This window comes from Rufibacter ruber (assembly GCF_001647275.1).
Lineage (GTDB): Bacteria > Bacteroidota > Bacteroidia > Cytophagales > Hymenobacteraceae > Nibribacter > Nibribacter ruber_C.
The window spans coordinates 93,246-119,471 of record NZ_LRMM01000009.1 but is presented as its reverse complement, the minus strand read 5'-3'; the positions used below and the strand labels follow the sequence as shown (position 1 = coordinate 119,471).

Annotated in this window: 27 protein-coding genes; 23 read left to right on the top strand and 4 right to left on the bottom strand. The window is 52.2% G+C overall.

The genetic code is table 11. The features are described from left to right. The first annotated feature begins 554 nt into the window (after positions 1-554). The 14 genes from A8O25_RS05745 (at position 555) to A8O25_RS05685 (ending at position 13,414) form a co-directional block, all read left to right on the top strand. Complete coding sequence (locus tag A8O25_RS05745) at positions 555-920, top strand: DUF2200 domain-containing protein (protein WP_066831996.1); 366 nt, start codon at positions 555-557, stop codon at positions 918-920. Between the two features lie 65 nt (positions 921-985). Further along, on the top strand, positions 986-1,087 hold the full coding sequence (locus A8O25_RS24320; RefSeq protein ID WP_153042606.1) for a hypothetical protein: 102 nt from the start codon (positions 986-988) through the stop codon (positions 1,085-1,087). Between the two features lie 363 nt (positions 1,088-1,450). Then, positions 1,451-3,310 (top strand): S41 family peptidase, encoded by a 1,860-nt coding sequence (locus A8O25_RS05740; RefSeq protein WP_066831995.1) that lies wholly within the window; start codon positions 1,451-1,453, stop codon positions 3,308-3,310. Positions 3,311-3,827: 517 nt separating this feature from the next. Then, positions 3,828-4,208 carry a PH domain-containing protein gene (locus tag A8O25_RS05735; protein WP_066831993.1) on the top strand — a complete coding sequence of 127 codons (381 nt, stop codon included), beginning with the start codon at positions 3,828-3,830 and terminating at the stop codon, positions 4,206-4,208. A gap of 222 nt (positions 4,209-4,430) precedes the next feature. After that, on the top strand, positions 4,431-4,817 hold the full coding sequence (locus A8O25_RS05730; protein WP_066831992.1) for a methionine-R-sulfoxide reductase: 387 nt from the start codon (positions 4,431-4,433) through the stop codon (positions 4,815-4,817). A 30-nt stretch (positions 4,818-4,847) separates the two neighbouring features. Beyond that, entirely contained in the window at positions 4,848-5,324 is a 477-nt protein-coding gene (locus A8O25_RS05725; RefSeq protein ID WP_066831990.1) for an ATP-binding protein, read from the top strand. Further along, entirely contained in the window at positions 5,317-5,631 is a 315-nt protein-coding gene (locus A8O25_RS05720; RefSeq protein WP_066831987.1) for a peptide-methionine (R)-S-oxide reductase, read from the top strand. Before A8O25_RS05725 ends, A8O25_RS05720 begins: the two co-directional genes overlap by 8 nt. A 215-nt stretch (positions 5,632-5,846) precedes the next feature. Further along, positions 5,847-7,652: a chloride channel protein gene (locus tag A8O25_RS05715; RefSeq protein ID WP_066831985.1), complete on the top strand. Its 1,806-nt coding sequence runs from the start codon at positions 5,847-5,849 to the stop codon at positions 7,650-7,652. Between the two features lie 936 nt (positions 7,653-8,588). Then, the gene (locus A8O25_RS05710; RefSeq protein ID WP_066831983.1) at positions 8,589-9,140 is read left to right on the top strand and encodes a dihydrofolate reductase family protein; all 552 of its coding nucleotides are present in this window, start codon (positions 8,589-8,591) and stop codon (positions 9,138-9,140) included. Between the two features lie 308 nt (positions 9,141-9,448). Next, the gene (locus A8O25_RS05705) at positions 9,449-9,886 is read left to right on the top strand and encodes a VOC family protein (protein ID WP_066831979.1); all 438 of its coding nucleotides are present in this window, start codon (positions 9,449-9,451) and stop codon (positions 9,884-9,886) included. A 170-nt stretch (positions 9,887-10,056) separates the two neighbouring features. Beyond that, positions 10,057-10,404: a nuclear transport factor 2 family protein gene (locus tag A8O25_RS05700; RefSeq protein WP_066831977.1), complete on the top strand. Its 348-nt coding sequence runs from the start codon at positions 10,057-10,059 to the stop codon at positions 10,402-10,404. 180 nt (positions 10,405-10,584) lie between these two features. Then, on the top strand, positions 10,585-11,313 hold the full coding sequence (locus A8O25_RS05695) for a hypothetical protein (RefSeq protein ID WP_066831975.1): 729 nt from the start codon (positions 10,585-10,587) through the stop codon (positions 11,311-11,313). 105 nt (positions 11,314-11,418) lie between these two features. Beyond that, entirely contained in the window at positions 11,419-12,048 is a 630-nt protein-coding gene (locus A8O25_RS05690) for a class I SAM-dependent methyltransferase (RefSeq protein WP_066831973.1), read from the top strand. 523 nt (positions 12,049-12,571) lie between these two features. Then, complete coding sequence (locus tag A8O25_RS05685) at positions 12,572-13,414, top strand: Cof-type HAD-IIB family hydrolase (protein WP_066831969.1); 843 nt, start codon at positions 12,572-12,574, stop codon at positions 13,412-13,414. A gap of 70 nt (positions 13,415-13,484) precedes the next feature. Here the strand turns inward: A8O25_RS05685 and A8O25_RS05680 are convergent, their stop codons facing one another. Both A8O25_RS05680 and A8O25_RS24070 read right to left on the bottom strand, forming a co-directional pair. Further along, positions 13,485-14,933 (bottom strand): family 10 glycosylhydrolase, encoded by a 1,449-nt coding sequence (locus A8O25_RS05680; RefSeq protein WP_066831967.1) that lies wholly within the window; start codon positions 14,931-14,933, stop codon positions 13,485-13,487. Continuing rightward, positions 14,930-15,535: a glycoside hydrolase family 10-like protein gene (locus A8O25_RS24070; RefSeq protein WP_066831965.1), complete on the bottom strand. Its 606-nt coding sequence runs from the start codon at positions 15,533-15,535 to the stop codon at positions 14,930-14,932. The genes A8O25_RS05680 and A8O25_RS24070 overlap by 4 nt, the downstream gene beginning before the upstream one ends. 346 nt (positions 15,536-15,881) lie before the next feature. Here A8O25_RS24070 and A8O25_RS05670 point away from each other — a divergent pair, with 346 nt between their 5' ends. The 8 genes from A8O25_RS05670 (at position 15,882) to A8O25_RS23735 (ending at position 22,456) form a co-directional block, all read left to right on the top strand. Then, positions 15,882-16,712 (top strand): ion transporter, encoded by an 831-nt coding sequence (locus A8O25_RS05670; RefSeq protein ID WP_066831963.1) that lies wholly within the window; start codon positions 15,882-15,884, stop codon positions 16,710-16,712. Between the two features lie 15 nt (positions 16,713-16,727). Continuing rightward, on the top strand, positions 16,728-17,117 hold the full coding sequence (gene gloA2, locus A8O25_RS05665) for an SMU1112c/YaeR family gloxylase I-like metalloprotein (protein ID WP_206598657.1): 390 nt from the start codon (positions 16,728-16,730) through the stop codon (positions 17,115-17,117). 372 nt (positions 17,118-17,489) lie between these two features. After that, a complete protein-coding gene (locus A8O25_RS05660) occupies positions 17,490-17,834 on the top strand; it encodes an MmcQ/YjbR family DNA-binding protein (protein WP_066831961.1) in 345 nt (114 codons plus the stop codon). A gap of 464 nt (positions 17,835-18,298) precedes the next feature. After that, complete coding sequence (locus A8O25_RS05655) at positions 18,299-18,769, top strand: PepSY domain-containing protein (protein ID WP_066831959.1); 471 nt, start codon at positions 18,299-18,301, stop codon at positions 18,767-18,769. Next, entirely contained in the window at positions 18,766-19,596 is an 831-nt protein-coding gene (locus A8O25_RS05650; protein ID WP_066831957.1) for a PepSY domain-containing protein, read from the top strand. The genes A8O25_RS05655 and A8O25_RS05650 overlap by 4 nt, the downstream gene beginning before the upstream one ends. A 506-nt stretch (positions 19,597-20,102) precedes the next feature. Continuing rightward, positions 20,103-21,194, top strand: a complete 1,092-nt coding sequence (locus tag A8O25_RS05645; RefSeq protein WP_066831956.1) for a 3-oxoacyl-ACP synthase III family protein — start codon at positions 20,103-20,105, stop codon at positions 21,192-21,194. 125 nt (positions 21,195-21,319) lie between these two features. Beyond that, positions 21,320-22,024 (top strand): FAD-dependent monooxygenase, encoded by a 705-nt coding sequence (locus A8O25_RS23740; RefSeq protein ID WP_241498943.1) that lies wholly within the window; start codon positions 21,320-21,322, stop codon positions 22,022-22,024. 36 nt (positions 22,025-22,060) lie between these two features. Next, entirely contained in the window at positions 22,061-22,456 is a 396-nt protein-coding gene (locus A8O25_RS23735; RefSeq protein ID WP_241498942.1) for an FAD-dependent monooxygenase, read from the top strand. A 1,506-nt stretch (positions 22,457-23,962) separates the two neighbouring features. Here A8O25_RS23735 and A8O25_RS05635 read toward each other — a convergent pair. Then, entirely contained in the window at positions 23,963-24,913 is a 951-nt protein-coding gene (locus A8O25_RS05635) for an aldo/keto reductase (protein ID WP_066831954.1), read from the bottom strand. A 197-nt stretch (positions 24,914-25,110) separates the two neighbouring features. Continuing rightward, complete coding sequence (locus A8O25_RS05630; RefSeq protein WP_066831952.1) at positions 25,111-25,743, bottom strand: NAD(P)H-dependent oxidoreductase; 633 nt, start codon at positions 25,741-25,743, stop codon at positions 25,111-25,113. Between the two features lie 111 nt (positions 25,744-25,854). Between A8O25_RS05630 and A8O25_RS05625 the strand changes: the two genes are divergently transcribed. Beyond that, positions 25,855-26,220 carry a winged helix-turn-helix transcriptional regulator gene (locus A8O25_RS05625; RefSeq protein ID WP_066831950.1) on the top strand — a complete coding sequence of 122 codons (366 nt, stop codon included), beginning with the start codon at positions 25,855-25,857 and terminating at the stop codon, positions 26,218-26,220. Positions 26,221-26,226 lie beyond the last annotated feature (6 nt).

The following is a 26,226-nucleotide window of genomic DNA, read 5'->3' as shown; positions in this document are numbered from 1 at the left end:
GTTAGACAGGCTTACAAGGGCCTTATTGTATAATAAATCTTGTTCCTTCCTTTCTTCTCTTTTATACAAGTTAATTAGTTTTTACAAACATAGGATTGTGTAAACATCAAGCTTCGGCCGACGGCCTCCGCCGTTTTTTATACTAGTCGTTATGTGCAATTGTAAATAGAAGTTCTCGCGGCGGCAAGCAAAAAATCAGCAGAAGCCGACGAAAAATCGGGAATTGCTGCAAAAGTGGACCGGCAAAAGCTTAGATTACCTCAGCAAAAGAAAATGAACGCCGCCCGACTTTATCGGCAAAAGTTGCAAAAGAGGGATCGGCCAGGCGTTTGAGCAAAATGAATTTATCGGCAACGTGTGCAGACGGACCGATTCATAATGCATTTCGGCTTCATTTCCTGAAAACAGCTCAAAAACGGACAAAAGGAATTCGGACGAACTTTGTTTTCCTGTTTCCGGGCTACTTTTCCAAAACAGGCCGAAAACAAAAAAATTAGAAAAACTGGCAATCAATCATTCTGCCTACGGTTATACATTTAAACAGAAACCATAGTATGCGCACCGCTCCAGAACATGATGCAAGAATGGCAAACATGAGATTCGCATCCGTCTACCCACAGTATGTCAAAAAGGTGGAGAGCAAGGGCAGGACAAAAGATGAACTGCATCAGGTAATTAAATGGCTAACAGGTTTTGATGAGATGAAATTACTAGAACTGATAGAAGAGGGGGTAACCTTTGAAACATTCTTTAAGAAAGCAAAACTAAACCCAAAGGCGCCTCAGATTACGGGCGTGATCTGTGGTTACCGGATTGAAGAAATTGAAAATGAACTAACCAGGCAAGTCCGGTATTTAGACAAACTGGTAGATGAGTTGGCGAAAGGCAAGAAGATGGAGAAGATTCTGCGGCAAGTGTAAACCATTGCTGGCCAGAAAAGTCTCTTTGCAATAGAGTACTCAGAAGGAGTAAGAAAAGAGGCACCATAGTCAAAAACCTACGCCTCCCTGAGAATGCCCAGGAAGTGGAAGGCCGCTTGAACCGGACAGCATTGCTGCTGAATGCCCCGTGCCTGAGGAAGGCGTAGCTGTGGCCAATACCAATAATTTCAATGAAAAGAGTGTTGTTCCTCCCTTGGGGTAACGCTCTTTTATGCTTTGGGGAGGGCTGTGAAGGCCAGAGCTTTCCACTCCTGTTTTGGGGCTGTTTTTAAGAAAACGGCCCCAAAACAGATTTTTTCAGCAGACTAGTAAATAACTTGAGCAGGAAATATGGGGAGTGGCAGAACATTAGGGAGGGTTTCTCCCGTAGAAGCGCCAAACACATTTCCCGCTGGTTTCATTGTTTCGGCGCAGCCGATGGGAAATGCCAACATGTTTCTGTTTCTTGTAGACGTTCCCACTGGCCGTTTGCGAAAGGCACAAACAAGCGAGGAGCTTTTCTGAATTCCATGACCGCATCTATACACTTTCTGGTTACATCTCTTTTTAATAAAATAGGCAGGGGCGGGTTGCTGCTGCTTATGGGTTTGTACCTGGTAACTCCCCTGGGAGTCGCCGCCCAGGATGGGTTTGAAACCGAGAAACAGCTGAACTACTTCCGGATCTGGGGCTTCGTAAAATATTTCCACCCGGCTTCGGCCCTGGGGCAGGTACAGGCAGATTCCCTGTTTTTGGCGTATCTGCCCAAAGTAGATTCGGCGGCCAACCAGAAGCAGGCCAATTTGGTTTTCCGGCAGCTGCTACGGGCCGTGGGCGTGCCTCAGGGGGAGAAGGTGAAGGCGCAGAAAAATGAACCCAAGGGAGCCTTCCTGCTCAAGAACCTGGACGAGGCCTGGCGCACCAAAAACAAGTTTCTCTCTTCTGAAAACCGCAAACTGCTGGACCAGATCTTTGAGCACCGGTTTACCGGGGAGAAGCATTACTACACCTACGTGCGCAACAACCCCTTCGGCGGCACCATGCCGCATGAGCCCGAATACGCCTATAAGCCTGAGGAGAACCTGCCTTACCCGCTGCGCATGCTGGCCTTGGCCAAACTCAAAGCCTTTATAGATTACCTGTACCCTTACAAGCACTTGCTGGATGAGAACTGGGATGCCGTAGTGGGCCAGTACATCCCGCTGTTTGCCCAGTGCAGCAGCCGTGAACAGTATGAACGGCTGCTGCTGGCCGTGAACGCCCGGCTAGATGACACGCAGGCATATCCGTTCTTCCGGCAGCTGCACTACCGCGAGAAACTGTTTAAGAACCATTTCTTTCCGCCGTTTGACTACCAACTTGCCCAGCAGAAGATTATTGTGACCGCAATTATAGACGAGGCGCTCTGCAAACGGTCCAATATCAGGCGGGGAGATGTGATAGAGGCGCTGGACAGTGTGGCGGTGGGCGAGTGGGGGCAGGCGTTGAATGCCGTGCTGTCAGTGTCTAATGAATCAGCGCTGTGGGCGCGGGTGGGGGAGTGGGGAGACAACCTGCTGTTCCGGTCAGAAGACCCGGTCATGCAGGTGCGGCTCACGCGGGGCGAAGAGCAACTGACCACTACCCTTCGGCTGATGGACCCCAGTGCTTCGGCCAAGGCCAAACTCATTGACAGCTACTTTAAGAAGAAGCTGGCACCGCCGGCCAAGAAGAACAAAGGCCTGGTGTATGCGGCCAAGGGCATTGCTTATTTCAGGATTGATGACACGTTCAGGATGATCAAAGACGAAACCTCAGAGGAGGACTTCCGCCTGATGGATTCTCTTTTTACCCGGGCGGCCAAGGGCAAGGGTATGATCTTTGACATGCGCGGCGAACCCGACAACAGTGATTTTGTCTACTACTACGCGTTCAAGAAATTTGGGAGGCCTAACCACTATTTTGCCCGGTACTACCAGCTGAACCCGCACCACCTGGGCACGTACCGGCTGCTCACCCAGCCCGAGGTGTATTACCCCACCGAGATTACCCCAGAAGATGTTGTCTATCCTGGCAAGGTGGTGCTCCTGGTGAACGGGGCCACCCACAGCATTGGCGAATGGCATACCATGAGTCTGCAGCGGCTCTTCCCCGGCAGCATCACGCTGGGCCAGCCATCTGCCGGGGCCGACGGGGACGTGAAAAAAATCACCTTGCCCGGCAATTACACGGTTGGCGTGTCTGGCAACGGCGTGTACTACCCCAACAATGCCGTTACGCAGCGCCTGGGTGTGCGGGTAGACGAGGAGGTGCAACCTACCGTGAAAGGTATTCTCCAGCGGCGAGACGAACTGCTGGAAAAGGCGGTGGAGTTGATCAACGGCGAAGGGAAAAACGAAGTGAAGGAGTAATCCTGCTCCGCCTGCAAAAGTACTTCCTGTTTCTGGCCTGTTTTTGCAAAACAAGCCAGAAACAGGAAGTACTTTTTTTAAGCTTTTAACCGTATCTTGTTAGCGGCTGCTCCGCCTTCAGTACATTTTAGATGGGTACAAACGAAGGTTCTGATTAGGAGTGGTGGTGAGCAGGTCTCCACGTTGATTTTTTAGGCCGCACCACCTCATGTTACCGGCTCCTAAGAGCTTTTTTAAATTTTGATTTTGCAAGCGAAAACGGGGAGCGAAAGGTTCTGGCGAAGCGTTTTTTGAGCAGCATAGCAGCGCGCTATGGTGCGAGTCAACCGCGAAGTCAGGTTCTTATGATACCCGTTTGCAGCGCAAAAGGAAAAGTTAAACATGCTCTAAAGAACGAGACCTAAGAAAAGCCATTTTTCTGCCATGGGAGGTCTGTAAAACGTTAAAGGCCTGCCCATCTTCTTTAGGTAAGTCAGTTATTTGAATCATATCCATTAACCTTAAACCTTATCAACTTATGGGATTCTTTTCAGCCATTATGGGCAATGCGGGTACCGTGCGTCAGGAAGAGTTAGTAAAAGACTATGGTAGGCTTTTAACGCCGGGTGAGGAAATAGAACTGGGTTTCCGGCTGCTGCGCGACACTTTTATATTTACCACCAAACGGCTGATTCTGGTTGACCGGCAGGGGCTCACCGGGAGCAAGGTAGAATATCTGTCTATTGCCTACAAAAACATCTCCCGCTTCAGCATTGAAACTGCTGGCACCTTTGATCTGGATGCCGAACTCAAGATCTGGATCTCCAGTGAGCTGGAGCCCAGCATCAGGAAGAAGTTCAACAAGTCAGTGAATGTCTATGATGTGCAGAATGTATTGGCCCAGCATGTGTTAGGGTAAAAGAAAAACCATTTTTCCCGCCTGGGGAACGTTTAAACAGAAACTCCCAAAACAGATTTGCCACTCACTACCAATAGTGAGTGGCGTATCTGTTTTGGGGCTGTTTTCTGAAAAACAGCCCCAAAACGCACGTGCCGTATTCTGCCGTATCTTTGCCCCCCTGGAGACAAAGTAACGAGAAGCGCTAAAATCCAGTACAAATAGGGAAAGCAATCTACTATCATGGCAACCGAAGATAAAAATTACAACGAGCTCACCCCGGAGGAGGAGTATGTGATCCTGCACAAAGGCACTGAGCGCCCTTTCACCGGAAAACTGTACACCACCAAAGAGCCGGGCACCTACATCTGCCGCCGCTGCAATGCGCCGCTGTACCGCTCTGAAGACAAATTTGAGTCGCACTGCGGCTGGCCGAGCTTTGATGATGAGATTCCGGGGGCAGTCACCCGCGTACCAGATGCTGACGGTAGGCGCACCGAGATTGTCTGCTCAAACTGTGGGGGCCATTTGGGGCATGTGTTCCTGGGCGAGAGGTTTACCTCTAAAAACACCCGCCACTGCGTGAATTCCATCTCTATGGCGTTTGTGCCGGCTACACAGGAGTCTTAAGGCGGTTCCCGGTACAGAAAGGGAGAACACGTGCAGGCGGTCATCTTCATAGGGATACAGGCGGCGGGTAAGTCTACGTTTTACCAGCAGCGGTTCTTTCACACCCACGTGCGCATCAGCCTGGACCTGATGCGCACCCGCCACCGCGAAAGCCAGTTCCTGAAAACCTGCCTGCAGACCAGCGCCAGGTTTGTGTTAGACAACACCAATCCGTTGCCGCAGGAGCGGAAGAAATACATTGATTTGGCCAAAGAAAAACGCTATGAGGTGGTGGCGTATTATTTCCACACCAGCCTGCCAGATGCGCTGCTCAGAAACCGGCAGCGGGAAGGGAAGGAGCGCATCAAAGACGTGGGGCTGTATGACTGCCAGAAGAAACTCACCCCGCCCAGCTTTACGGAAGGCTTTGACCAGATTTTCATGGTAAGATTGGCGGGTACTACGTTTGAGGTAGAAGAGTGGGACCGGCCAGAACCCCCAGACCCCAGCCAGAAGCCCTATGTTTGAAAACCGGAAAATAGAGTGGGAGAGGCAGGGGCGCGGGCAGGGCACCTACCACTGCCGCCGCTGCGGAGAGGCGTTGTTTTCGGCGCAGCAGAAGTTTGACTCTAAAACAGGCTTCCCCAGTTTTTGGGCCCACCTGGGCGAAAACGTGCAGCAGCAACTGCTAACCACCTATGGCCGCGAAAGGATCCAGCTGCTCTGCCACCGGTGCGGGCTTCATCTGGGGCATCTTTTTCAGGATGAAAGAACGCCCAGCCGGGTGCGCTACTGCATCAATACAGATGCTGTGCAATGCCAGAAAGAAGGGTGAACTGCTGTGAAAAAATAGGGGCCCAGGAAGTTCCGAACACAGTCGTCGATTCTGTTTTTGCTGTTTTTCAGGAAACAGGCCAAAAACAGAAATCCGGGGGCTTTAATGGTTAATTTTACCCGGTGCAGGGGCAGTGAGTGAAAGCTGCCGCCGCCGTTTAGGGCGGTTCTGAGAAGACTGCCAGGCATTCCCACCAGAAGAGATAGAAGTTGTGCATGAGGAAATCACGAGCTGAAAGCCCCTTTTACAGAGCCGGTAGGGCGGCCGTTATCTGGTTGCAGCGCAAGTTGCCCCGTACGCAGCTGCTGCTGGTATTCAGCGTGCTGGTGGGCATAACGGCGGGGTTGGCGGCGGTTATCCTGAAGAACCTGGTCCATGCCATCAGAGAGCTGGTGTTGACCAACAGGCCCAGCTATTTCCAGAACCAGATCTACCTGCTGCTACCCATGATGGGGATTCTGCTCACGGTGCTGGTGATCAGGGTTTTCTTCCGGAACAGGTTTGAGCGGGGGGTGGCACGGGTGCTGGTGGCTATTTCCAGGAGGTCCAGTAAACTTCGGCGCAGCCAAATGTTTTCACATGTGCTCACCAGCGGCATTACCGTAGGCTTTGGGGGATCTGCGGGGCTGGAGTCGCCCATTGTAGTGACGGGCGCGGCTATTGGCTCCAATATGGGCAAGGCTCCTTTTTTCTCTTACAAGGAGCGCACGGTGCTGTTAGCCTGTGGCGCCGCGGCAGGCATTGCCGCGGTCTTCAATGCGCCGGTAGCAGGCCTGCTCTTCGCGCTGGAGATTCTGCTTACAGATGTGACCATTTCGGCTTTCATCCCGCTAATTCTGGCGTCTGTGTCTGGGGTGCTCTGCTCTACCATTCTAATGCGCGAAGAGGTGCTGTTCAGTTTCAGGTCACTGCAGCCGTTTGACTACCACAACCTGCCGTACTTTCTGCTGCTGGGAATCTTCTGCGGTCTGGTCTCTGTGTATTATGCCCAGGTCACCCTCAAGATAGAGAGCCTCTTTCACAGAATGGGCGAAGAAAGCAGATTCACCAAAGCGCTGATTGGCGGGGCCATCCTGGGGCTATTGATATTTATATTTCCGCCGTTGTTTGGTGAAGGGTATGAGAGCATCAAAGCCCTCTCCCAGGGCCAGCTGCACACCCTCTTCCAGCCCGAGCTGTATGAGCAGATGCAGGACAACCAGTGGTTTGTGCTGCTCTTTGTGGGAGCCATTGCCCTGGTGAAAGTGGTGGCCACCTCGGTCACCTGGCCGGGGGCGGAAACGGGGGCGAATTTTGCGCCTTCCCTGTTTGTGGGGGGCTACGTGGGGTTCTTTTTTTCGCGGCTGGTGAACATGGTTTCTTCTGTGCGCCTGCCCGAAGATAATTTTACCGTGGTAGGCATGGCGGGCATTCTGGCCGGGGTGATGTACGCGCCGCTCACCGGGGTGTTCCTGATTGCTGAAATTACCAACGGCTATGATCTGATTGTTCCCCTCATGGTGGTGGCGGCCACCAGCTACGCGCTGGTGCGCTGGTTTGAGCAGTTCCCCATGGACACCCGGGAGCTGGCCAAAAAAGGGCAGATCCTCACCCAAAACCGTGATCTCAACATCTTGCGCTCCATTTCGCTGGAGCAGCTCATTGAACGGAATTTCCATGAGCTGAGTCCGCAGACTTCTTTGGGGAAAATTGTGGAGGCCGTTACGCATACCAAGCGAAGCCTTTTTCCGGTGGTGTCACCGGAAGACAAACACCTGCAAGGGATCATCCTGCTAGATGACCTGAAGGAGGTCATGTTCAAACCGGAACTCTATGATCAGCTTACTGCCAGGCAACTGATGAAGCTCCCGCCCGAGTTTGTAGACGTGCACGAGGAGATGCCCAGTGTAATGCACAAATTTGACCACACCGGCGCCTGGAACCTGCCGGTGGTAGACCAGGGCCAGTATGTGGGGTTTGTCTCAAAATCTGGGGTTTTTATGGCGTATAGAAGGTTTTTGCTGATGCAGTCTGAGAAGTAAGAGGGAGGTTTTTCTGAGTCATCTGATTAATGGAGTGGTGCTGGTTCACTGAAGGTTTAGTTGCTTTTTGATTAGGTGTTTGCTTGGGTAATCTGGTAGTTTTGTCAGGTGATCACATGATTGGTGCTGTTGGAATGCGTGGTTTGCTGTTCCCCTGGCTTTGGTGTTTGCTGCAGTGCCTCACTAGCTGTTTTGTTGAATTGCTGCTGTTGGAATGCTTGGTTCGCTGATCCCCTGGCTTTGCCGTTTGCTCCGGGGCGACATCACTTTTCTGTTTCATCTTTTCCGGTAAGCGCTCACGGCCGCGGGGCCCGTCGTGGCGATTCGCACTGCTGCTTCTCTAAACCTTCGGTTTTGCTGCTAAAGCAGCACCGATAACCAGAGGCGCTCATCCCCACGACTGGGTTCTGTTCCTTTCCTGATCAGCTTCTCTTGCTTTGTCTGTCTCTGCAAACTGGTGCAGATCCGCTAGCCTGAGACGAGCCCGTGCTGCGCACATCAGTCATGGGCAGAAGTGTTTGCTGCTGATAATCTATTGCTAATTATTTGTTGCCACTTGTCAAGCTGTAGGTGGCTTGAGAAACATAGCAGAAGGATAGATCAGTTGAAGCAAAAAAGAGAGGGTTCCTTTGCGTGAAGGAACCCTCTCTTTTTGACTTAGAAGCTGTTTAGAGTTTAGACAGAAAGATGTTTTGCAGAGAATTCAATTTCTGTTTTCGGGCTGTTTTTCAGAAAACAGCGAAAACAGAAACCACTGGAATATGAAATACCTTATCCGGTAGCCTTTGCCTGGCAGTTACCAAAACTCTAAACAGCTTCATTGGATAATGATAAAACCAGCAAACCGCAACTTGCCATATCGCTAAACAAAATTAATCTCATACAAAAAATACTTAGCCAGGATTAATTGACCAATTACATGAAAACCTCTCCACCATGAGAAAACTTATCGCCGCCATCAACATGACCTTGGACGGGGTGTTTGACCATACGGCCGTGGACCCAGATGCCGAGATTCACCAGCATTACGCAGACCTGTTGAAAGACGCAGACACCATTCTGTACGGCCGCATCACCTACCACCTCATGGAATATTGGCGAACTGTGGCCGCGAACCCCACCGGCAACCCCGCCACCGATGACTTCGCGGTGACCATGGAGGCCATTCCCAAAATTGTCTTTTCCCGCACCCTGACCCAGCTAGACTGGCAAAGCGCCACCCTGGCCCGCCGCGACCTGAAAGAGGAAGTGCTGGCGCTGAAACAGCAACCCGGCGGCAACATTCTGGTGGGCAGCCGGAGTTTAATCTTGCAGCTGCTCCAACTGGGGTTACTAGATGAATTCCAGCTTTGTATTCACCCGGTCATCGCCGGAGGCGGAAGGCACTTGTTTGAAAACATCCAGGACAGAATACTTTTTACCCGCACCCACACTAAAGAATTTGCAGGGGGCGCCGTTCTGCACACATATAGAGTAGGAACAGAATAGAGCACAACCGCAGCACCTGATTAAATTGCTACTTCATTAGTAAAATCAGGTCATGTGAGCGGCTCATTCCCTTCTCATAAGGAAATTCTTTTTCAATTATCCGCTTCAAGTTTAATTTCCCTTACTTTACCCTTTACATAAGTCAGACCGCACCATTCCGCTACTATAAAACAGATCCAGCAAGAAGTCTTTTATAAGTTTTAAAGTGCCTGAAACCGGTTGCTTACAAAGCATGTGAGCGGCTTTAATTTTCAATTACCCGCACAGGTTCATACAGGAGAACTAGCTAATTTAGAAATATAACCGTCATGGCTCAAATCAATCCGCACATCAACTTCAACGGAAACGCCGAAGAAGCTTTCACTTTTTACAGATCCGTTTTTGGAGGAGAATTTACAAAGATAATTCGCCTCAAAGATCTATCTGGTCCCGAGTTCTCAGTAGCCGAAAATGATGCCCATAAGATCATGCATATTGTGTTGCCAATTGGTGAGAACGTATTAATAGGCAATGATATTCCAGAAGGCATGGGACCCGTAAATGAAATGGAAAACAGGTCTAAGATTTCTATAAGCGCAGAAAGCCGTGCCGAAGCTGACCAGTTATTCGACGGCCTTTCTGAAGGCGGCACTATTGAAGTGCCCATGTGTGACAGTCCGTGGGGTTCTTATTTTGGAATGTTCCGGGACAAATTCGGAATTGAATGGATAGTGGATTTTGCCCCATCAGATAACAGGCAAGAATAACATCAAAAGTTAAAGGCTGTACTCCAGTGGTACGGTAGCAGGGTTTAGGTCTATGAACACCCAGCCCTTGTGATCTTCAAAAAGGCTCCTTCTTCCCTGCCCCGTTACATGCTCCCAGTGGTTCCAGAACATGAAGTATTTATGTAACCAACACTCATTAGAAGCACACCATGCCAGATAACACAGTCATTTTAGAAAAGGCAAACGCAGCGATCACGGCAGGCGATTATGAGGGGTTTCTGTCTTTCTGCACCGAAGACACCCTCTGGACATTTGTAGGCGACAAGACGCTGCAAGGAAAAGAAGCCGTTCGGCAATGGATGGCCACCGCTTATCTGGAGCCGCCCACGTTCATGGTAGAGAATTTAATTGCCGGTGGTGAGTTTGTGACGGCCCTTGGCAAGATCAGGCTGGAAGGAGAAGACGGACAACTGACCGACTACTCCTACTGCGATGTTTGGCGGTTCAGAGAGGGCAAGATGGCTGAGTTGAAAGCTTTCGTCATTAAAACAGCTTAAAAACGTACCCGTCACGGGCCACCCCGGCGGGGGAATCTACTTTTCCCTATTATTCCACCCGTAGTCACTTTGCCTTGCCCTATGAGAGGACTCTTTTATATTTTAGTCTGCGCCACCCTCTTCGCCTGCAGGAGCCCAGACTCACATGCGTTTAAAGAGGTTCCCTGTTCAGAGAGGGTTATGCCAGAATTTGACGGTGAAATTGTCTCTATTGTTGATCCTCAAACCGGGAAAGCAGTCAGAGACACATTGGTGGAGAAAATACCCAAAGCCCGCACTATTTTCAAGCCCTGCAGGCAGTACATTTACCAGGCCCTCTATAAAGATAAAGCCGGACAGCTTATCTCTGAGGGGAAGGTATGGATGATGGCTACCGGGCAACGGTGGGAGTGGCAGCCGAGCAAGCAGGATGAGGTGGCCCTACAGTTTGAAATTCCTGACGAGGAAGCCTCTCTCACCAAGCACTACCCCAACAAAGGGTTGGCGGCGCAGAGCCAGTTCATAACAGAAGGCACCACCGGCATCATAGAAAATGCGGAGGAGGTCTGGATGCATCCGTTCAGGTCCAACCAATACCATTTCACAGAAGTAGCCGCTTTCCCGGCCGTCAGGCTCCCATTAGAACTTGGCCAAACCTGGACAGATTACCTGAACATTGGCCAAGGGTGGGGAGATTGGGAGAATACAACCGTACACAGCCTCTACAAAGTGGCAGAAAGGGGAAACCTGAAAACCAGGTACAAAGAATTATCTGACTGCTGGAAAATTGAGACCACCTCCACCGCCCCGTTTGGCAACTCAGTACACAATTTCTGGTTTCATGGCACGTATGGCTTCGTGAAAATGGAGTACGTGAACTACCAAGGCCAGACGCTCTCCTTTGAGCTGGCAGAGGTTTTGGAGAAATAGTAGCCGCAAGCAGGTATCCTGCATCTCTGCCACGGCCAAAGGCTGATCCGGTAATTTGCAAACCTCAGCCTTCAAGCAGGAAACGAACGAAAGAGACAGAATCATATGACAGAGTTTTGGGAGTCAAGCTTTCAGGATAAACAAACCATGTGGGGCTTTGAGCCGGCAGACGCTGCCGTTTCTACCGCTACCTTTTTTCAGTCTCAGGGGTTGAAGAATATCTTGATTCCGGGGTATGGGTACGGTAGGAATGCAAAAGTTTTCACAGACCGGGGCTTTGCCGTTACCGGAATAGAAATATCAGAAACAGCCATTGATATTGCCAAAAGACACTACGGAGACAGTATACACGTGTATCACGGCAGCGTCACCGACATGCCTTTTGACCACCAGACCTATGACGGTATTTTTTGCCACGCCCTGATCCATTTACTGGATGAAACCCAACGCCAGAAGCTACTACAAGACTGCTACCGCCAGCTAAGGCCAGACGGGTACATGGTGTTTGTGGCCATCTCCAAAAACACCCCCACCTTTGGGGAAGGCGTGGAGATAAGCAAAGACAGGTTTGAAACCAGGCATGGCGTGCAGCTATTCTACTATGATGCGGCTTCGGTAGAGAAAGAATTTGGCAGCTATGGGCTGATAGAGGCAGTAGAGATAGATGAACCGGCCACACCTACCGGTGGAAAACCTTCCCAGAAGTTCTGGCAGATTACCTGTAGAAAAAAGTAGGGAGCACGGCCAGCCTTTACAAATGATTGCGCCGTGAGAATCTGCCAGAACTGAGAACTAAGCATCTTTCAACATTCAGTAGCCGGCACTTTTATCTGTATGACGCTGCCCCCACTCCTTTAGTAGACTATCCTGTTTCATAGCAGCTTTTTTAGGGTCTTTTCCCTTTCTTTGGGTATAAATCATGGCTGACCCTGGCATGGCGCACGCGTACGTTAGTGCCTGCGTTTTAGGGCTACTTTCCCAAAAACAGCCCGGAAACAGAAACTTGCCTCCCCTAAAAGAACAAGCAGACGCCTGCGCCTTTCCCTGACCATAAATACGCTTACCAGCTTCATATTGAATTGCCCTGGCCCGAACCCATTATTCTATTTGGGGCCTGCTCCTCTTCAAAACCTCTACTTTGAAATGAAGGAGGCCAGAGGTGGTGTACTCCCTCCAGATATAGTTTCTGTTTTTGGCCTGTTTTCCTGAAAACAGCTCCAAAACACAAGTTCTGTTGGTAATTCCCTACCTTTGGCGCATGAACATCCGTGCCATTTGTACAGACATTGACGGGACACTGCTGAACCGTGACCGGGAACTGTCTTCCAGAACCATTTCGGCCGTAAAGGCCTTAGACAACAAGATTCCGTTTATTCTGGCCTCCAGCCGCATGCCCAGCGCCATGCGGCACCTCCAGGAAGAGTTGGGCATTCTGAACCAGCCCATGATCTGTTTCAACGGTGGGTACGTCCTGCTGTTTGAAGACGGGAGCACTGCCCAACCCATCGTACTGGACACGGTGCAGATCCCAGCCGGCATCTGCCAGACCATCTTTGAGCTTTCTAAAGGAACAGACATTCACGTGAGTCTGTACGTGAACGATGAGTGGCACGCGCCGCAGCAAGACCAGTGGACGGAGCGCGAGATCAGGAACACCAAGGTCACCCCCACCATCTCTAAACTGGAAGAGATCCTGGCCAGCTGGAAATCTGCCGAGAGCGGGGCGCACAAAGTCATGTGCATGGGCTCAGAGGAACCCATTGCGCAAATGGCCGGTGCGCTGGAGAAACAGTTCTCTGACCAGATTCACGTGTACCGCTCAAAAAGCACCTACCTGGAGATTGCCCCGCGCTCCATCTCCAAAGCCACCGCACTGGAGTTGCTCTTGAAAGACCGCTTTGACATTGAAATGACAGAGGTCATGGCGTTTGGGGATAATTACAATGACATTGATATGCTGCAGGCGGTAGGCCTGGGGGTAGCCGTTGGCAACGCCCGCCAGGAAGTGAAGGCTGCCGCCAGCGAGGTAACCCTGCCCAGCATAGAAGACGGCGTAGCCCTGGCCATTGAGAAGTACCTGCTTTCTAAGCAGAAGGCTTAACCGGGCTTCCTGTTTTGGGGCTGTTTTTCTGAAAACAGCCCCAAAACAGAAAACTACTTTTTACTTTCCGTTACGGCAGCATCACCCGCTGGGTAAGCTGCTCCTCCCCTATCTTCACCACCAGCAGATACAGCCCCGCCTTAATCTTTTTCCGCTTTATCTGCACTAGCTGTCTGCCCGCCGCAACTTTCTTCCTGAAGGGCTTTGACACCAGTTTGCCGTCTAAAGACAGCAGTTCGGCCTTCACCACTTCCTTCCTGTTCAATGTAACCTCCATCACCAAGGGGCCGCCCGCCAGGGTGGGAAAAACTTTCAGGCGTTCCTCTTTGGGGGCCGTCACGGTTTGTTGGGGAGCCTGGCTCACAGAGACTTTGTAAGATGGAGACCAGTTGCCCCACGCGTTGCCCTGCTTTGACCGTACCCTGAAATAGTAGGAGGCACCGGCAGAAAGGTTGGCAAACGACCTGGCCGTGACAGAGTCTGGCACCTCTGTCTGCTCCTCCAGTAGCACCAGAAACTCTGGATCACGGCTCCATTGAAAATGAAAGGCTTCGGCGGGCTGGGTAGCTTCCCACTTAAATTGAAACGCCGGGCTTGCCGTAAACACCTCCCGCTGGAGCGGCTCCACCAGCACTGGCACGGGGTCAGGCAGCGGCTCCGGCGCCACCGCCACTACGGGCGCCTCAGCCGTCTCCAGGCGGGAGATCAGGTTACTCCAGGAGCTTTCCAGATTAGACGGGCCCACCTCTGTGACCAACCAATAGGGGCCGCCCTGCTCAAACTGGGGGGCGGGCACCTCCAACGCCTCACCCGTGGTCACCGCCACCAGGCTCCCGTCTGGCAGCGCCGCCATGGGCTCCGGATACTCCCCTAACTGATACACGGCGTACCTTTTAAAAGCCTCCTTGTTCTCTTCACTGCGCTGCCAGCTGAGGGTATAGCTGTGGGTGCTGTCATTCTTAGAGAAAGAGAGAAAAGCGGGGGCCGCCGGACTTTGGCCTTTCTTCCAGGGCAATGCCGGGGGCAGGGCCGGCAACCGGAAGGCGCTGTCTTTCAGCGTGGGGAAGAGCGTCCCGTCTGCCTGAATCACGTCAGAAACCCTGAACAACACACTGCCCATGGAGTTGCGGTGCCGGTTCTCCCTGTTAATCTTGATCTGGTTAGGCAGCTCCTGCCGGGTAAACCCCAGGCGGCCGGGATAGTGCCCGGCATATAAATGCCGGCCATGGGCCGAAGTCTGGTCTGCCCACCACTCCAAAAGCTTCTGGTAATCCTGCTTTCCGCCAATTGGCCAGTACAGCTGAGGGGTCAGGTAGTCTACGTAGCCTTTCTCCAGCCAGGCAAGGGCATCTGCGCCTATCACATTGTAGGCATCCATGCCGGTGGTGCCCACGGGGGTGCCGTTTTTCCATAACCCGAAGGGGCTGATCCCAAACCGCGCAGCGGGCCGGGTTGCCTGCAGCCGCTCCTGCACCAGCCGGATGGTTTCTGTCACATTGAACCGCCGCCAGTCTTTCACGGTGGGAAACCCCTTCCCAAACTGGGCAAAGTCTGGGCGTCCTCCCGGCTGATCCCCAGAAAAGGCCCTTCAGCGTAGGGATAAAAATAGTCGTCAAAATGAACCCCGTCTACAGCATAATTGGCGGCTACTTCCTGTATGACCCCGGCCACGTATTCCCGCACGGCCGGTATTCCGGGGTTCAGGATGCGCTTACCGTTGGCGAACGAGAGCACCCACTCCGGCTTCAGCACTGTAATATGGGTGGGGGCGTATTTCTTGTCAGGGAAAGAGGCGGCATTCACCCTGAACGGGTTAAACCAGGCATGCAGTTCCAGCCCCCGTGCGTGCGCCTCTTCAATGGCAAACGCCAGAGGGTCATAGCCGGGGTCTTTGCCCATATACCCCGTGAGGTACCGCGACCAGGGTTCTTGCCGGGACCTGTAAAAAGCATCGCCTTCTGTGCGCACCTGGAAAAAGACCGCGTTCAGGTTGGCTTCTTTGACCTTGTCAAAAATCTGCCGCAGGTGGTTCTTCTGGCTTTCAGCCGAGGCGCCTTGCACGGGCCAGTCCAGATTGCTCACCGTAGCCACCCAGACACCCCTGAACTCGCGGGTAGGCAATGCCTGCGAGAAACCGGTGAAGGCAAGAACAGCTGGGCAAAAATTAGTAAGGTAAGACGAACAAAATACTTCACAAGAACAGATCAACCGGTGACAGAAAAGTAATTCAGGTACGGGGGAGGCCATGAATTACTTGAAAATGAGGCGTAAAGATACGCACCCCTCCCTGCTTTCCCATTGCGGCAGGCAGAATATCCTGTGAAAGTTTCTGGTGTTCTGTACCTTGGGCAAGGAAATCAGGCGCCACAAAGCCAACAGGTACCAGCGGAACCCTAAGCCCGACATGGTACACCACTCTTGTTGGCCCCGCTCCGTAAAAACATAGATTTAACACAGGCTGCTGCCAATGACAACACCACCTCCCTTCAGAGAACGCCTATACATCATCATTCACGGCACTGACACCCCCGCCGGCAGAAGGTTTGATGTGATCCTGCTCTGGCTCATTCTAGCCTCTATTATCACGGTGTGCCTGGAGAGTGTTCCAGCTTACCGGCAGGCGTACGGCGCTTATTTTCTGGCGGCGGAGTGGTTTTTCACCCTCTGTTTCTCTGTAGAATACCTGCTCCGGATTTACAGTTACCCGCGGCCGTTGCGCTACATGTTCAGCTATTACGGCTTAATTGACCTTATTGCCATCCTGCCCACGTATTTGACGTTCTTCATGGCGGGGCTGCACTACCTCATGACCATCAGGATTCTGCGGCTGCTGCGGGTGTTCCGGATCATGAAACTAACCAGTTTCATTGCCAATGCCATGGTACTGCGGCAGGCGCTGGTGGCCAGCCTGCACAAGATCACCGTGTTCATGCTGGCGGTCTTAAGCCTGGTCCTGATCATTGGCACCTTGATCTATGTGATTGAGGGCGAAGCAAACGGGTTCACCAGTATTCCGCAGAGTATTTACTGGGCCATTGTCACCATCACCACCGTAGGGTACGGAGACATCACGCCCCGTACCCCGCTGGGTCAGATTCTCTCCTCTTTGGTCATGATTATTGGCTACGCCATCATTGCCGTGCCCACCGGTATTGTCACGGTTGAACTGTCTAAAAGCAACAAAGCAGAGCAGGGCGCAGCGTCTCCCCCCCATTGCCCGGCCTGCGGCTATCCTATAGCCGGGGCGGGTAACTTCTGTAGCAGCTGCGGGCAAAAGGTCACCAAAATACCGTCATAAATTCTCTATTTACCTATGCTGAACATTACCAGAGTGCACCATATAGCGGTGATCTGCTCAGACTACACCGTTTCTAAAGAGTTCTATACCCAGACGCTGGGGCTGAAGGTCATACGGGAGGTGTACCGGGCCGAGCGGCAGTCATACAAGCTGGACCTCGCCCTGGGCGGAACCTATGTGCTGGAGCTTTTCTCTTTCCCCAACCCTCCTGCCCGCGCCTCTTTCCCGGAGGCCGCCGGTCTGCGCCACCTGGCCTTTGAAACCGACCATGTGGAAGCCGCCAAAGCCGCCCTGAACCAGAAAAATGTGGCCACGCAGGAAATAAGAGTAGACGCCACCACCGGTAAACGTTTCTTCTTCTTTTCTGACCCAGACGGACTGCCGTTGGAAATCTATGAGCAGTAAAGCCTGGTTAAACTTGGGTTTGTTGCCTAAAAATGGGAGATAAGTCTCAGGAACAGACATTTTAAAGGGTTGGGCAGCGCTACGGTATGAAATGGTAACTGCAGGTACTTTTAAGAACATTTGGAGCACTAAAGACAAATTTTGCTAAAGGCGAAAAGGTACGGCGTGAGGTATTCTCCAGGCAGGCTTCTGCCCTGCAAGCCGCGTTTTCATGAGAAGATAAACAGGAACGCTGATCTTTGCCAAAGTCTTTTTCAATAAGGTGTAAAAAGAGGCAGCCTACTCCCAAGATGACTTTCTGTTTTTGGCCTGTTCTTAAACAAACGCAAAAAACGTACGTACCTTTGCGCCCCATCTGCCAAACCCTTTCCCATGCACCTGGAAGCGCTGAGAGCCTACTGCCTTTCTTTCCCCAAAGCCACTGAAGATATCAAGTGGGACCATGACCTATGTTTTTCAGTGGGCGGAAAAATATTCTGCGTGGCCAGCTTAGAGCCGCCCCTGTCTTTTTCCTTCAAAACCACACCTGACCAATTCCATGAACTGACGGCGATGCGCGGCATTACCCCTGCTCCTTATCTGGCCCGTTACCAGTGGGTGCTGGTACAGGAAGGGCACACCTTAACCCCGCAACAGCAAGAGGAGCTGATTCTCACGTCTTACGCTCTGGTGAAAGGCAAACTGTCAAAAAAGGACCGGGTGGCAGCGGGCGTTTAGCCTCTTGAAGTCTCCTCCAGTTTCGGGTGTTTTAGGGCTGTTTTTACAAAAACAGCCCTAAAACACCCGAAGGTCGTTTATTGAAACCTGAGCTATTTCTTCAAAGTAGGAATCCATTCAGCAGGTAAAGAGTGCCTTTCTTCAAGACCTGGAGCAAACCTTGGTGGCTCTCCCCCCTGCCAAGGACGGGTGAAAATTTTTTATCTGTTTAATTTGGAATGTGTCTAAATAGAAGTTTAGTTTGTAATCGTTTAGAAATGATCTAAATAAATTTCCCCTTAGGCGAAGTATTTGCCACCAGGCTCTTTCTTTTAGCCCATGGGCAACCGTCTGGGCGCTGTGATTCATTAACCTGTTCAACGCTTCTGTTGCTTTAACTAAGATTAAATTTTCACACGGCTGCAGCACCCCTGTTGGCACCCGTTTGTTTCATACCACACACACTTTATTCCCGCATATAGTCTATGAAGGTTTTCTTCCGCAACATTCACCTGTACCTGAGTCTGGCAGCCGGTCTGGTCATTGCCATTGTCTGTTTCACCGGCGCGGTGCTGGTGTTTGAGAAGGAGCTGAAAATGGCATTCAACTCCCACCAGTACACGGTAGAGGTAGGCACGCAACGGGTACCGCTGGAGCAGCTGGTGGCTAATCTGCAAAAGGAAATCCCCAAGGCGCAGGTAACCTCTGTGAAGGTTTACTCAGACCCTACCCGCTCTGTAGAACTTAACTACAAAGACCCCAATGCCCCTCAACCGCAAGGGGGTGAGAAAGGCGTCAAAGGCGGAGGCCGGGGCGAGAAAGCCCGGGGAGAGCACACAGAAAAGGCAAAAGAAGCCCAGGCGGGCGCGCTGGTAAAGGCGGCAAAGAAGGTGGAAAGGGAGGCAAAGGGGGAAAAGGCGGGGGAGGCCGTGAAGCCACCATCCAGGCGTTCATGAACCCGTACACCGGCCAGTTCCTGGGCACCTACAACCACCGCGAGTCTTTTTATTTCACCATGTTCCAGCTGCACCGCTGGCTGCTGGCAGAAGACACCGGAAAGTTGATTGTGGGGGTGAGCACTGTTTTCTTCCTGTTCATTCTCATCACGGGTATTGTGCTTTGGTGGCCTAAAAACAAGAAAATCCTGAAGCAGCGCTTAAAACTGAAATGGAACGGCGGCTGGAAACGCATCAACCATGACCTGCATATTGTGGTGGGTTTCTACACGGCCCTGTTCCTGTTCCTGTTCGCCTTTACCGGTCTGGCGTGGTCGTTTGAGTGGTTTAATGATGCCATTTACACGGTGACCGGTACAGAGAATAACCGGCCTGAGCCCCCTACCGCCCCGGCCCAGGAAGCCGCAGCCACCATCACCTTAGACCAGGCCATTGCCGCCGCCCAAACCTGGGAACCGAACGCAGAGTTCTACAACATCAGCAAAGGCCGCGAGGCCGGTGATGCCGTAAGCGTCACCGCCATGCCGGCAGATGCCGTGCATGAGCGCGCCTCCAACCAGCTGTTTCTGAACCCCTATAACGGGGAGCAGTTGGGCCAGCAGCTGTATGCTGATAAAAACCTGGGCCAGAAAGTACGGGCTACCTTCTACCCCGTGCACGTAGGTTCTATTGGCGGACTGGTGGGCCGGATCATCGCCTTTATCAGCTGTGTTGCCGGTACCACCTTCCCTATCACGGGTATAATTCTCTGGGTGAACCGGCTGGCAAAGAATCGCCGGAAATCTGACAAGAAGAAACGGAAAGTTGCCGCCCAACCGGCTGCTTAAGGCTTTATTAAAGTACCATGGGAAAGCGTTTTGGGGCTATTTTTTGAAAATCAGCCCAAAAACGCTTTCTTCGTGAGAAAGGAGTTCATTACCTAAAAGTAATTTGTGACATGGCAGACTGGAAGAAGTTTCTGAAACGCATAGGGGTGGCCGGCTTCCTGTTTTTCCTGATCAAGGGCCTCATCTGGATCTTCATCTTTGTGGGCGGGGCCAAGCTGCTGTTTGACTAAGGCAGCAATTCTTTCCTGCTGTCTCCAGAAAAATTTTCACCTTCTCTGTATTTCCTGTTTTCGGGCTGTTTTTCTAAAAAGAGGCCAAAAACACGTGCTGTACTACCCTTTTGGGCACTCTTTTTCATAAGTCACGCCATTCTTTTCGCATTTCGCCAGATTTTCTTTATCTTTTTTAAGAAATCTATTATTCAATAAAGGTTTAATTTCTGAAATCATAGTTGCCTGCCTCCCTCACGGGTTTTGATCTCTTCCCATTTTTAATAATATTGATGCATGCATACTAAATTTGTATCCTCGGTGATTACCGGTTCCGGCCGCTTTGTTCCCAGCCACTCCATCAAGAACGAAGAGTTCCTGCAGCATTCATTCTATGACGCATCTGGGAAGCCGTTGCCTAGTGACAATGAGACCATCATCCGGAAGTTTCACCAGATCACGGGCATTAGGGAGCGCCGGTATGCAGATGAGCAGATGGTTACCTCAGACCTTGGTTATCTGGCTGCCCGTGACGCCATCCAGAACGCGAACATTGAACCGGAAACCCTGGACTACATCATTGTCGCCCATAATTTTGGCGATGTGAAAGCTGGCAGCCACCGCGTAGACATGATGCCGCCGCTGGCCTCCCGTATCAAACATAAACTGCAGATTGCCAACCCTTACACCGTGGCCTACGACCTTCCGTTTGGGTGCCCGGGCTGGCTGCAGGGCCTCATTCAAGCGCATTACTACTTGCAGTCAGGTGATGCCCGGCGGGTGTTGGTGATTGGTGCAGAAACTTTGTCCAGGGTGACAGACCCCCATGACCGCGACAGCATGATCTACTCAGACGGAGCTGGCGCTGTGGTGTTGGAAGCGGTTGAGACAGAGTCTAAAGTAGGCATCCTGGGCCACCTCACCGTCTCAGACACCGTTACCCAGGCCTTCTGGCTTCACTCCTCCCCCTCTTACAACCCGGCGCTTCTGCAGGAGGATCTGTATATTAAGATGGACGGCCGCAAAATCTATGAATACGCCCTCACCCGGGTGCCCCAGCTCATGAAAGACTGTCTCACCAAGGCGGGCGTAGACCTGGAAGACCTTCAGAAGCTCCTGATTCACCAGGCCAATGAGAAAATGGATGAGGCTATGCTGGAGCGCCTCTTCAAGCTGTACGGTAAGAGTGCCGCTGAAATACCAGCCGGCATCATGCCCATGACCATCAACACCCTGGGGAACAACTCGGTGGCCACCCTGCCCATCTTGTATGATCTGCTCCTCAAAGGAGAACTGGAGGCACAGTCATTGGTCTCTGGGGCACCCTTGGCCTTTGCATCTGTGGGGGCAGGCATGAACGCCAACTCTGTGATTTATCTGGTGCCCTAACCGAAACAGCCCTCCTTCCAACTACGTGGAGGGCTGTTCTTATTGTGTTCCTTCTTTGCAATTTGTATAGCATTTTTTACGTTTTCTGTGGAGGTTAGCACTCTACTCAGAAAGCCCCGTAGTGTATGAAGATTGGTATAGTTGGCGGCGGAATTTCCGGTCTCACCACGGCCATTGCCCTGCAGCAGATTGGCCTTGAAGCCACCGTTTTTGATGCCGCCCCTAAATTTGAACCCGTTGGCGCCGGTCTGGCTCTGGCCGCCAATGCCATGAAGGGGTTTCAGAAATTAGGCCTGTCTGACCAAGTGGTTTCTAAAGGAAACTGCTTGGACGGGTTCCATATTTTTGACCACAGCGGTCAACTGATCAACCGCACAGACAGCCGCGCCATGAGCGCCAAATATGGCTTAGACAACTTTGTCATTCATAGGGCCAGTCTGCACCAGGTGCTTCTGCAGCACCTCTCCCCTGAGCGGCTTCAACCAAACAAGCGGGCTGTGCGCACCTCTTCCGCTGGCCCTGGGGTGACCCTCCATTTTCAGGACCAGTCAGAAGCCACCTTTGATCATGTGTTGGTAGCAGACGGCATCAACTCTGCCCTCAGGCAGCAGCTGCTCCCTGGCACCTCCCCGCACTATGCCGGTTATACCTGCTGGCGGGGGGTGATTGAAAACCCGGGGTATGAAGCCAACTATGCCTCTGAAACCTGGGGCAAGGCCGGGCGGGTGGGTTGGTCGCCGCTGGCCGAAAACAAAATTTACTGGTTTGCCTGTATCAACGCGCCACAGAACAGTCCGCACATGAAGGCGGTGCAGGTAGACGGTCTCTAACGTATTTTCAAAGAGTACCACTCCCCCATTCCCGGCTTGTTTGCGCATACTGAACCAGAGCAGTTGCTGTGGCATGACATTTATGATTTGGCCCCGCTCCCCCGGTTTGCCTTCCCCAATCTTTTACTCCTGGGAGATGCCGCCCACGCCACCACTCCCAATATGGGCCAAGGCGCCTGCCAGGCCGTGGAAGATGCCGTGGTGTTTGCCGATGAACTCCAGAAAGACTATGATTTCAACGCCGCCGCCCAGCGGTTTGAGCGCCGCCGTCTGTCCCGCACCCACTGGATTGCCCGTCAGTCCCGCTTTTTAGGGTCTGTTGCCCAATCTACCCATCCGCTTTTTATCCCTCTCCGCAACTTTGCCCTGCGGCATTTGCCGAAGGCGGTGAATGAATGGCAGTTGGAGAAGGTGTATGCTGTTGACTTTTAAAGTTTGATTACTGCTTCTATGGTTTGGGCTGCAAAGTCTGGTATGCGTAGTTTGCTGTTCTCTTGGCTGCTGCAGTGGCAATTGAGTAGTTGCTGTTCCCATGACAGCGGCTTTCAATGGTATGTGCAGTTGCGGCGGCTTTCCATCCCATGCCTCGTCCGTTGTTGCCTTGGCTGCGGCGGGTATGCGTAGTCTGCTGTTCCCTTGGCTGGACCGCTGTTGGCAATGCCTCACTCACTGTACTGTTTCATCTTTTCCGCTATGCGCTCACGGCCGCGGGGCCCCGTCCTGGCGGTGAGCACTGCTGTTAAAACTACGCCTTTGGCGTTGCCGCCGGAGCGGCACCGTATTAACAGAGGCGCTCACCCCCAGGACTGGTTTGGGTTCCTCTCCTGTAAATGCTTGTGCTATTAGATCTGCCTCTGCAGGTAACTATTGCTAATCCGCTAGCCTGAGTTGAGCCCGTGCTGCGCACATCAGTCAGAGCAGAAGTGCTAATTAACAGAGGTGGCACTAACAGAAGTGTTGATTGTTCATTGCTGCTTGTTTACTTATTGCTGCTTGTTTGCCGCTTTCTCTGGTTCAAGTTTCCAACTTGGACCTGTAATGGTGGAAGCTTTCAGCTTCCATGGGGCGGCAGCCTCACATTACTTCTGCCCTCTATAGCCACCTATGGCGCGAAAGTTACTTCCGTGCCTTCTAACGCTGCCTGATACTCCCCCTTTGAAGGGGTCGAAGGGGAGGTTGACATGAGCAGATCCACGCATTGCTGTAGGGGCGTATAGCATATGCCCCCACACATTCCCGAACACTCCCCCCTTTGGAGGCAGAGGGCTTTTACTTTCTCAGCTGTTCGCGATTTGCAATCCCGAATCAAAACTCCCCGCGGATTTGCAATCCGCAGTAATAGTTGTTCAAAGGCGGCGTAACGGGGATTACAAATCCCCTCAGTACCTGCTTCCGGATTGCAAATCCGGAAGAGCGGCGTGATGGGCGGTCTCTGGCTGCCCTCGCGGCACGGCTGCGAGATCAGGCAAGGCATTGCTGCCTCATTCGTGCTGAACTGCCTAAGATGAAAAGAAAGGGCTCAGAACTCAGAACTCAAGACTCAGGACTCAAGACCCAGGACTCACTCCGTTACTCCCCCTTTGAAGGGGGCGAAGGGGGATGTTGACACCTGCTGGTTCACGCATTGCTGAGGTACGGGTATACCGCCACTTGCCCCATGCATACCAGATCACTCCCCACTTGGGAGGGGGTTGGGGTGGGTCTCCCGCATGGCAAGTTCTTTTCCCAAACTACTCTATTCACATTCCTGGCTCAAGACCCAGAACAACCACCAGAGGCCCCATAGTGTCCTGTGGGGCTGCGAACATCTGCACAGATGAGCTGGCCAACTGTTTCTGTTTTCGCTGTTTTCTGAAAAACAGGCCAAAAACAGAAAGCCCTATCTATTTTGATAAATAGATAGGGCTCCTGGCTTAGTTGCTAATGCCAGACGCATTTCTAATAGGCGCTGGCTTGGTTGAGCTGTTCTACGTCATCGGGAGACAGGGTGAGGTGGGCGGCTTTTGCCAGATCATCCAGCTGCGCCAGGCTGGTGGCGCTGGCAATGGGGGCGGTAATGCTGGGTCTGGCCATGAGCCAGGCCAGGGAAATCTGGGCCGGGGTGGACTGGTGCTTTTCAGCCAGGGCATCCAGGGCCGAAAGGATGCGGGTGCCGCGCTCATTCAGAAACTTTTTGATTCCGCCGCCGCGGGGGCTTTTGCCCAGGTCTGCCTCTGAGCGGTACTTGCCGGTCAGGAAGCCACTGGCCAGAGAATAGTAGCTGATGACGCCCACGCCTTGCTCCAGACAGAGCGCTTCCAGCTCCTGTTCATACCCTTCCCGGTTGTAGAGGTTGTATTCAGGCTGCAGGCTTTGGTACCGCGGGAGTCCGTTCTGCCTGCTGACCTCCAGCGCCTCACGCAGCCGCTCAGCTGAGATGTTGGATGCGCCAATAGCCCGCACCTTTCCTTCTTTGATGAGCTGGTCATACGCCTGCAGGGTTTCCTCTAACGGGGTAGACGCATCATCTACATGCGATTGGTAGAGGTCAAGGTAGTCGGTTTGCAGGCGGCGCAGGGAATCTTCAACCGCTTTGAAAATGTAGTCTTTCCGGAGCCCCTTCCTGTCTGGGCTGATTTCCCAGCCTACCTTGGTGGCCACCACCACCTGATCGCGGTTGCCGCGTTCCTTCATCCATTTCCCTATGATGGATTCTGACTCGCCGCCTTTGTTGCCCGGCACCCAGACCGAATAAGCGTCTGCGGTGTCTACCAGGTTGAAACCGGCTTCCAGAAATCCGTCCAGCAGTTGGAAAGACGTTTTCTCATCGGCGGTCCAGCCAAATACGTTTCCCCCAAAGGCCAAGGGGGCCACTTCTAACCCTGAGTTTCCTAATTTTCTTTTTTCCATAGTTCAGTTACTTATTCCTTCCGAAGAAATACGCAGTGAAGGCCAACTAGATGACCCGAAAGTTATTTTGCTTTACCGGCAGGGGCAGGAAATAAGAGGTGTGGTTGTTCTGTGTCTGCCAACCCCTCACCCAATGAAGCCGGTGCCTTTGCTGAAGCGTCAAAGTCCCACCTGCGGCTCCCCTGCCCCGTACCTGCTTACGGCAATGAGATGAAAAAATCTTCTTTGGCGCGGCGCACCTTTTTGGCATTGGCCAGGAAATCTGCTTCGGCGTTACGGTAACCCAGCGTTAACAGCGTTACACTGCGCAAGCCGCGCTCCCTCAGCCCCAGCAGTTCATCCAGGGCGGCGGGGTTAAATCCCTCCATGGGGGTGGCATCTACGGCTTCAGTTGCCGCTGCCACCAGGCCGGTTCCCAGGGCAATATAAGATTGGCGGGCCGCCCACTGGAAATTCTCCTCTGCCGAACGGGAATTGAGCAGGCCTTTCAGGCTGTTGGAAAAGCCCTCTAAGGTCTCCAGGCCCACTCCCCTTTCCCGGGCAATGGCCTGCATATAATCATCTACCTGGCCGGTGGTCAAAGGGTGCCACGCCGCGAAGATGAGCAGATGCGAGGCTTCTACAATTTGAGGCTGGTTATTGGCCACTGCCTGGATTTTCTTTCTCAGGTCTGGGTCCTGCACTACAATCACCTGATACGGCTGAAACCCCATTGAGGACGCTGAAAGCCGGATGGCTTCCAGTATTCTATTTAATTTTTCCTGCGGGACAGTCTCTCCCGTCATGCGTTTGGTGGCGTAGCGCCAGTTGAGTGCAGCAATTAAGTCCATTACAATTTTTGTCTATACTTTAGTTGTATAAACAAATTTACGTACCTTTGGTTTCAAATAGATACTGGTTTACGGTTGTATACTGGTATCACACATGAAATCAGAAGAACCATGGAAGCAATTGCCAAACCTCAGACCGGCCTGTGTATTACCCACATCCTGCCCATTAGAGATGCCCTGGACATCTTGAGCGGCAAATGGAAGATTCCTATTATTGTTGCCCTGTGCGTGCATAAACGCAGATTTAAGGAGCTGCACCGTGATGTGACCGGCATTACGGCCAAAATGCTCTCTAAGGAACTGAAGGAGCTGGAGATGAACAAACTGGTGAAACGCACCGTGCATGACACCTCACCCGTGACGGTAGAATACTCCATCACGGAATATGGGCACAGCCTTGGCCCGGTCATCAATGAGTTGCGCGACTGGGGCCTGAAGCACCGCGACAAGATCATTTACCACCCTGAAGAGGCATAAACCTTT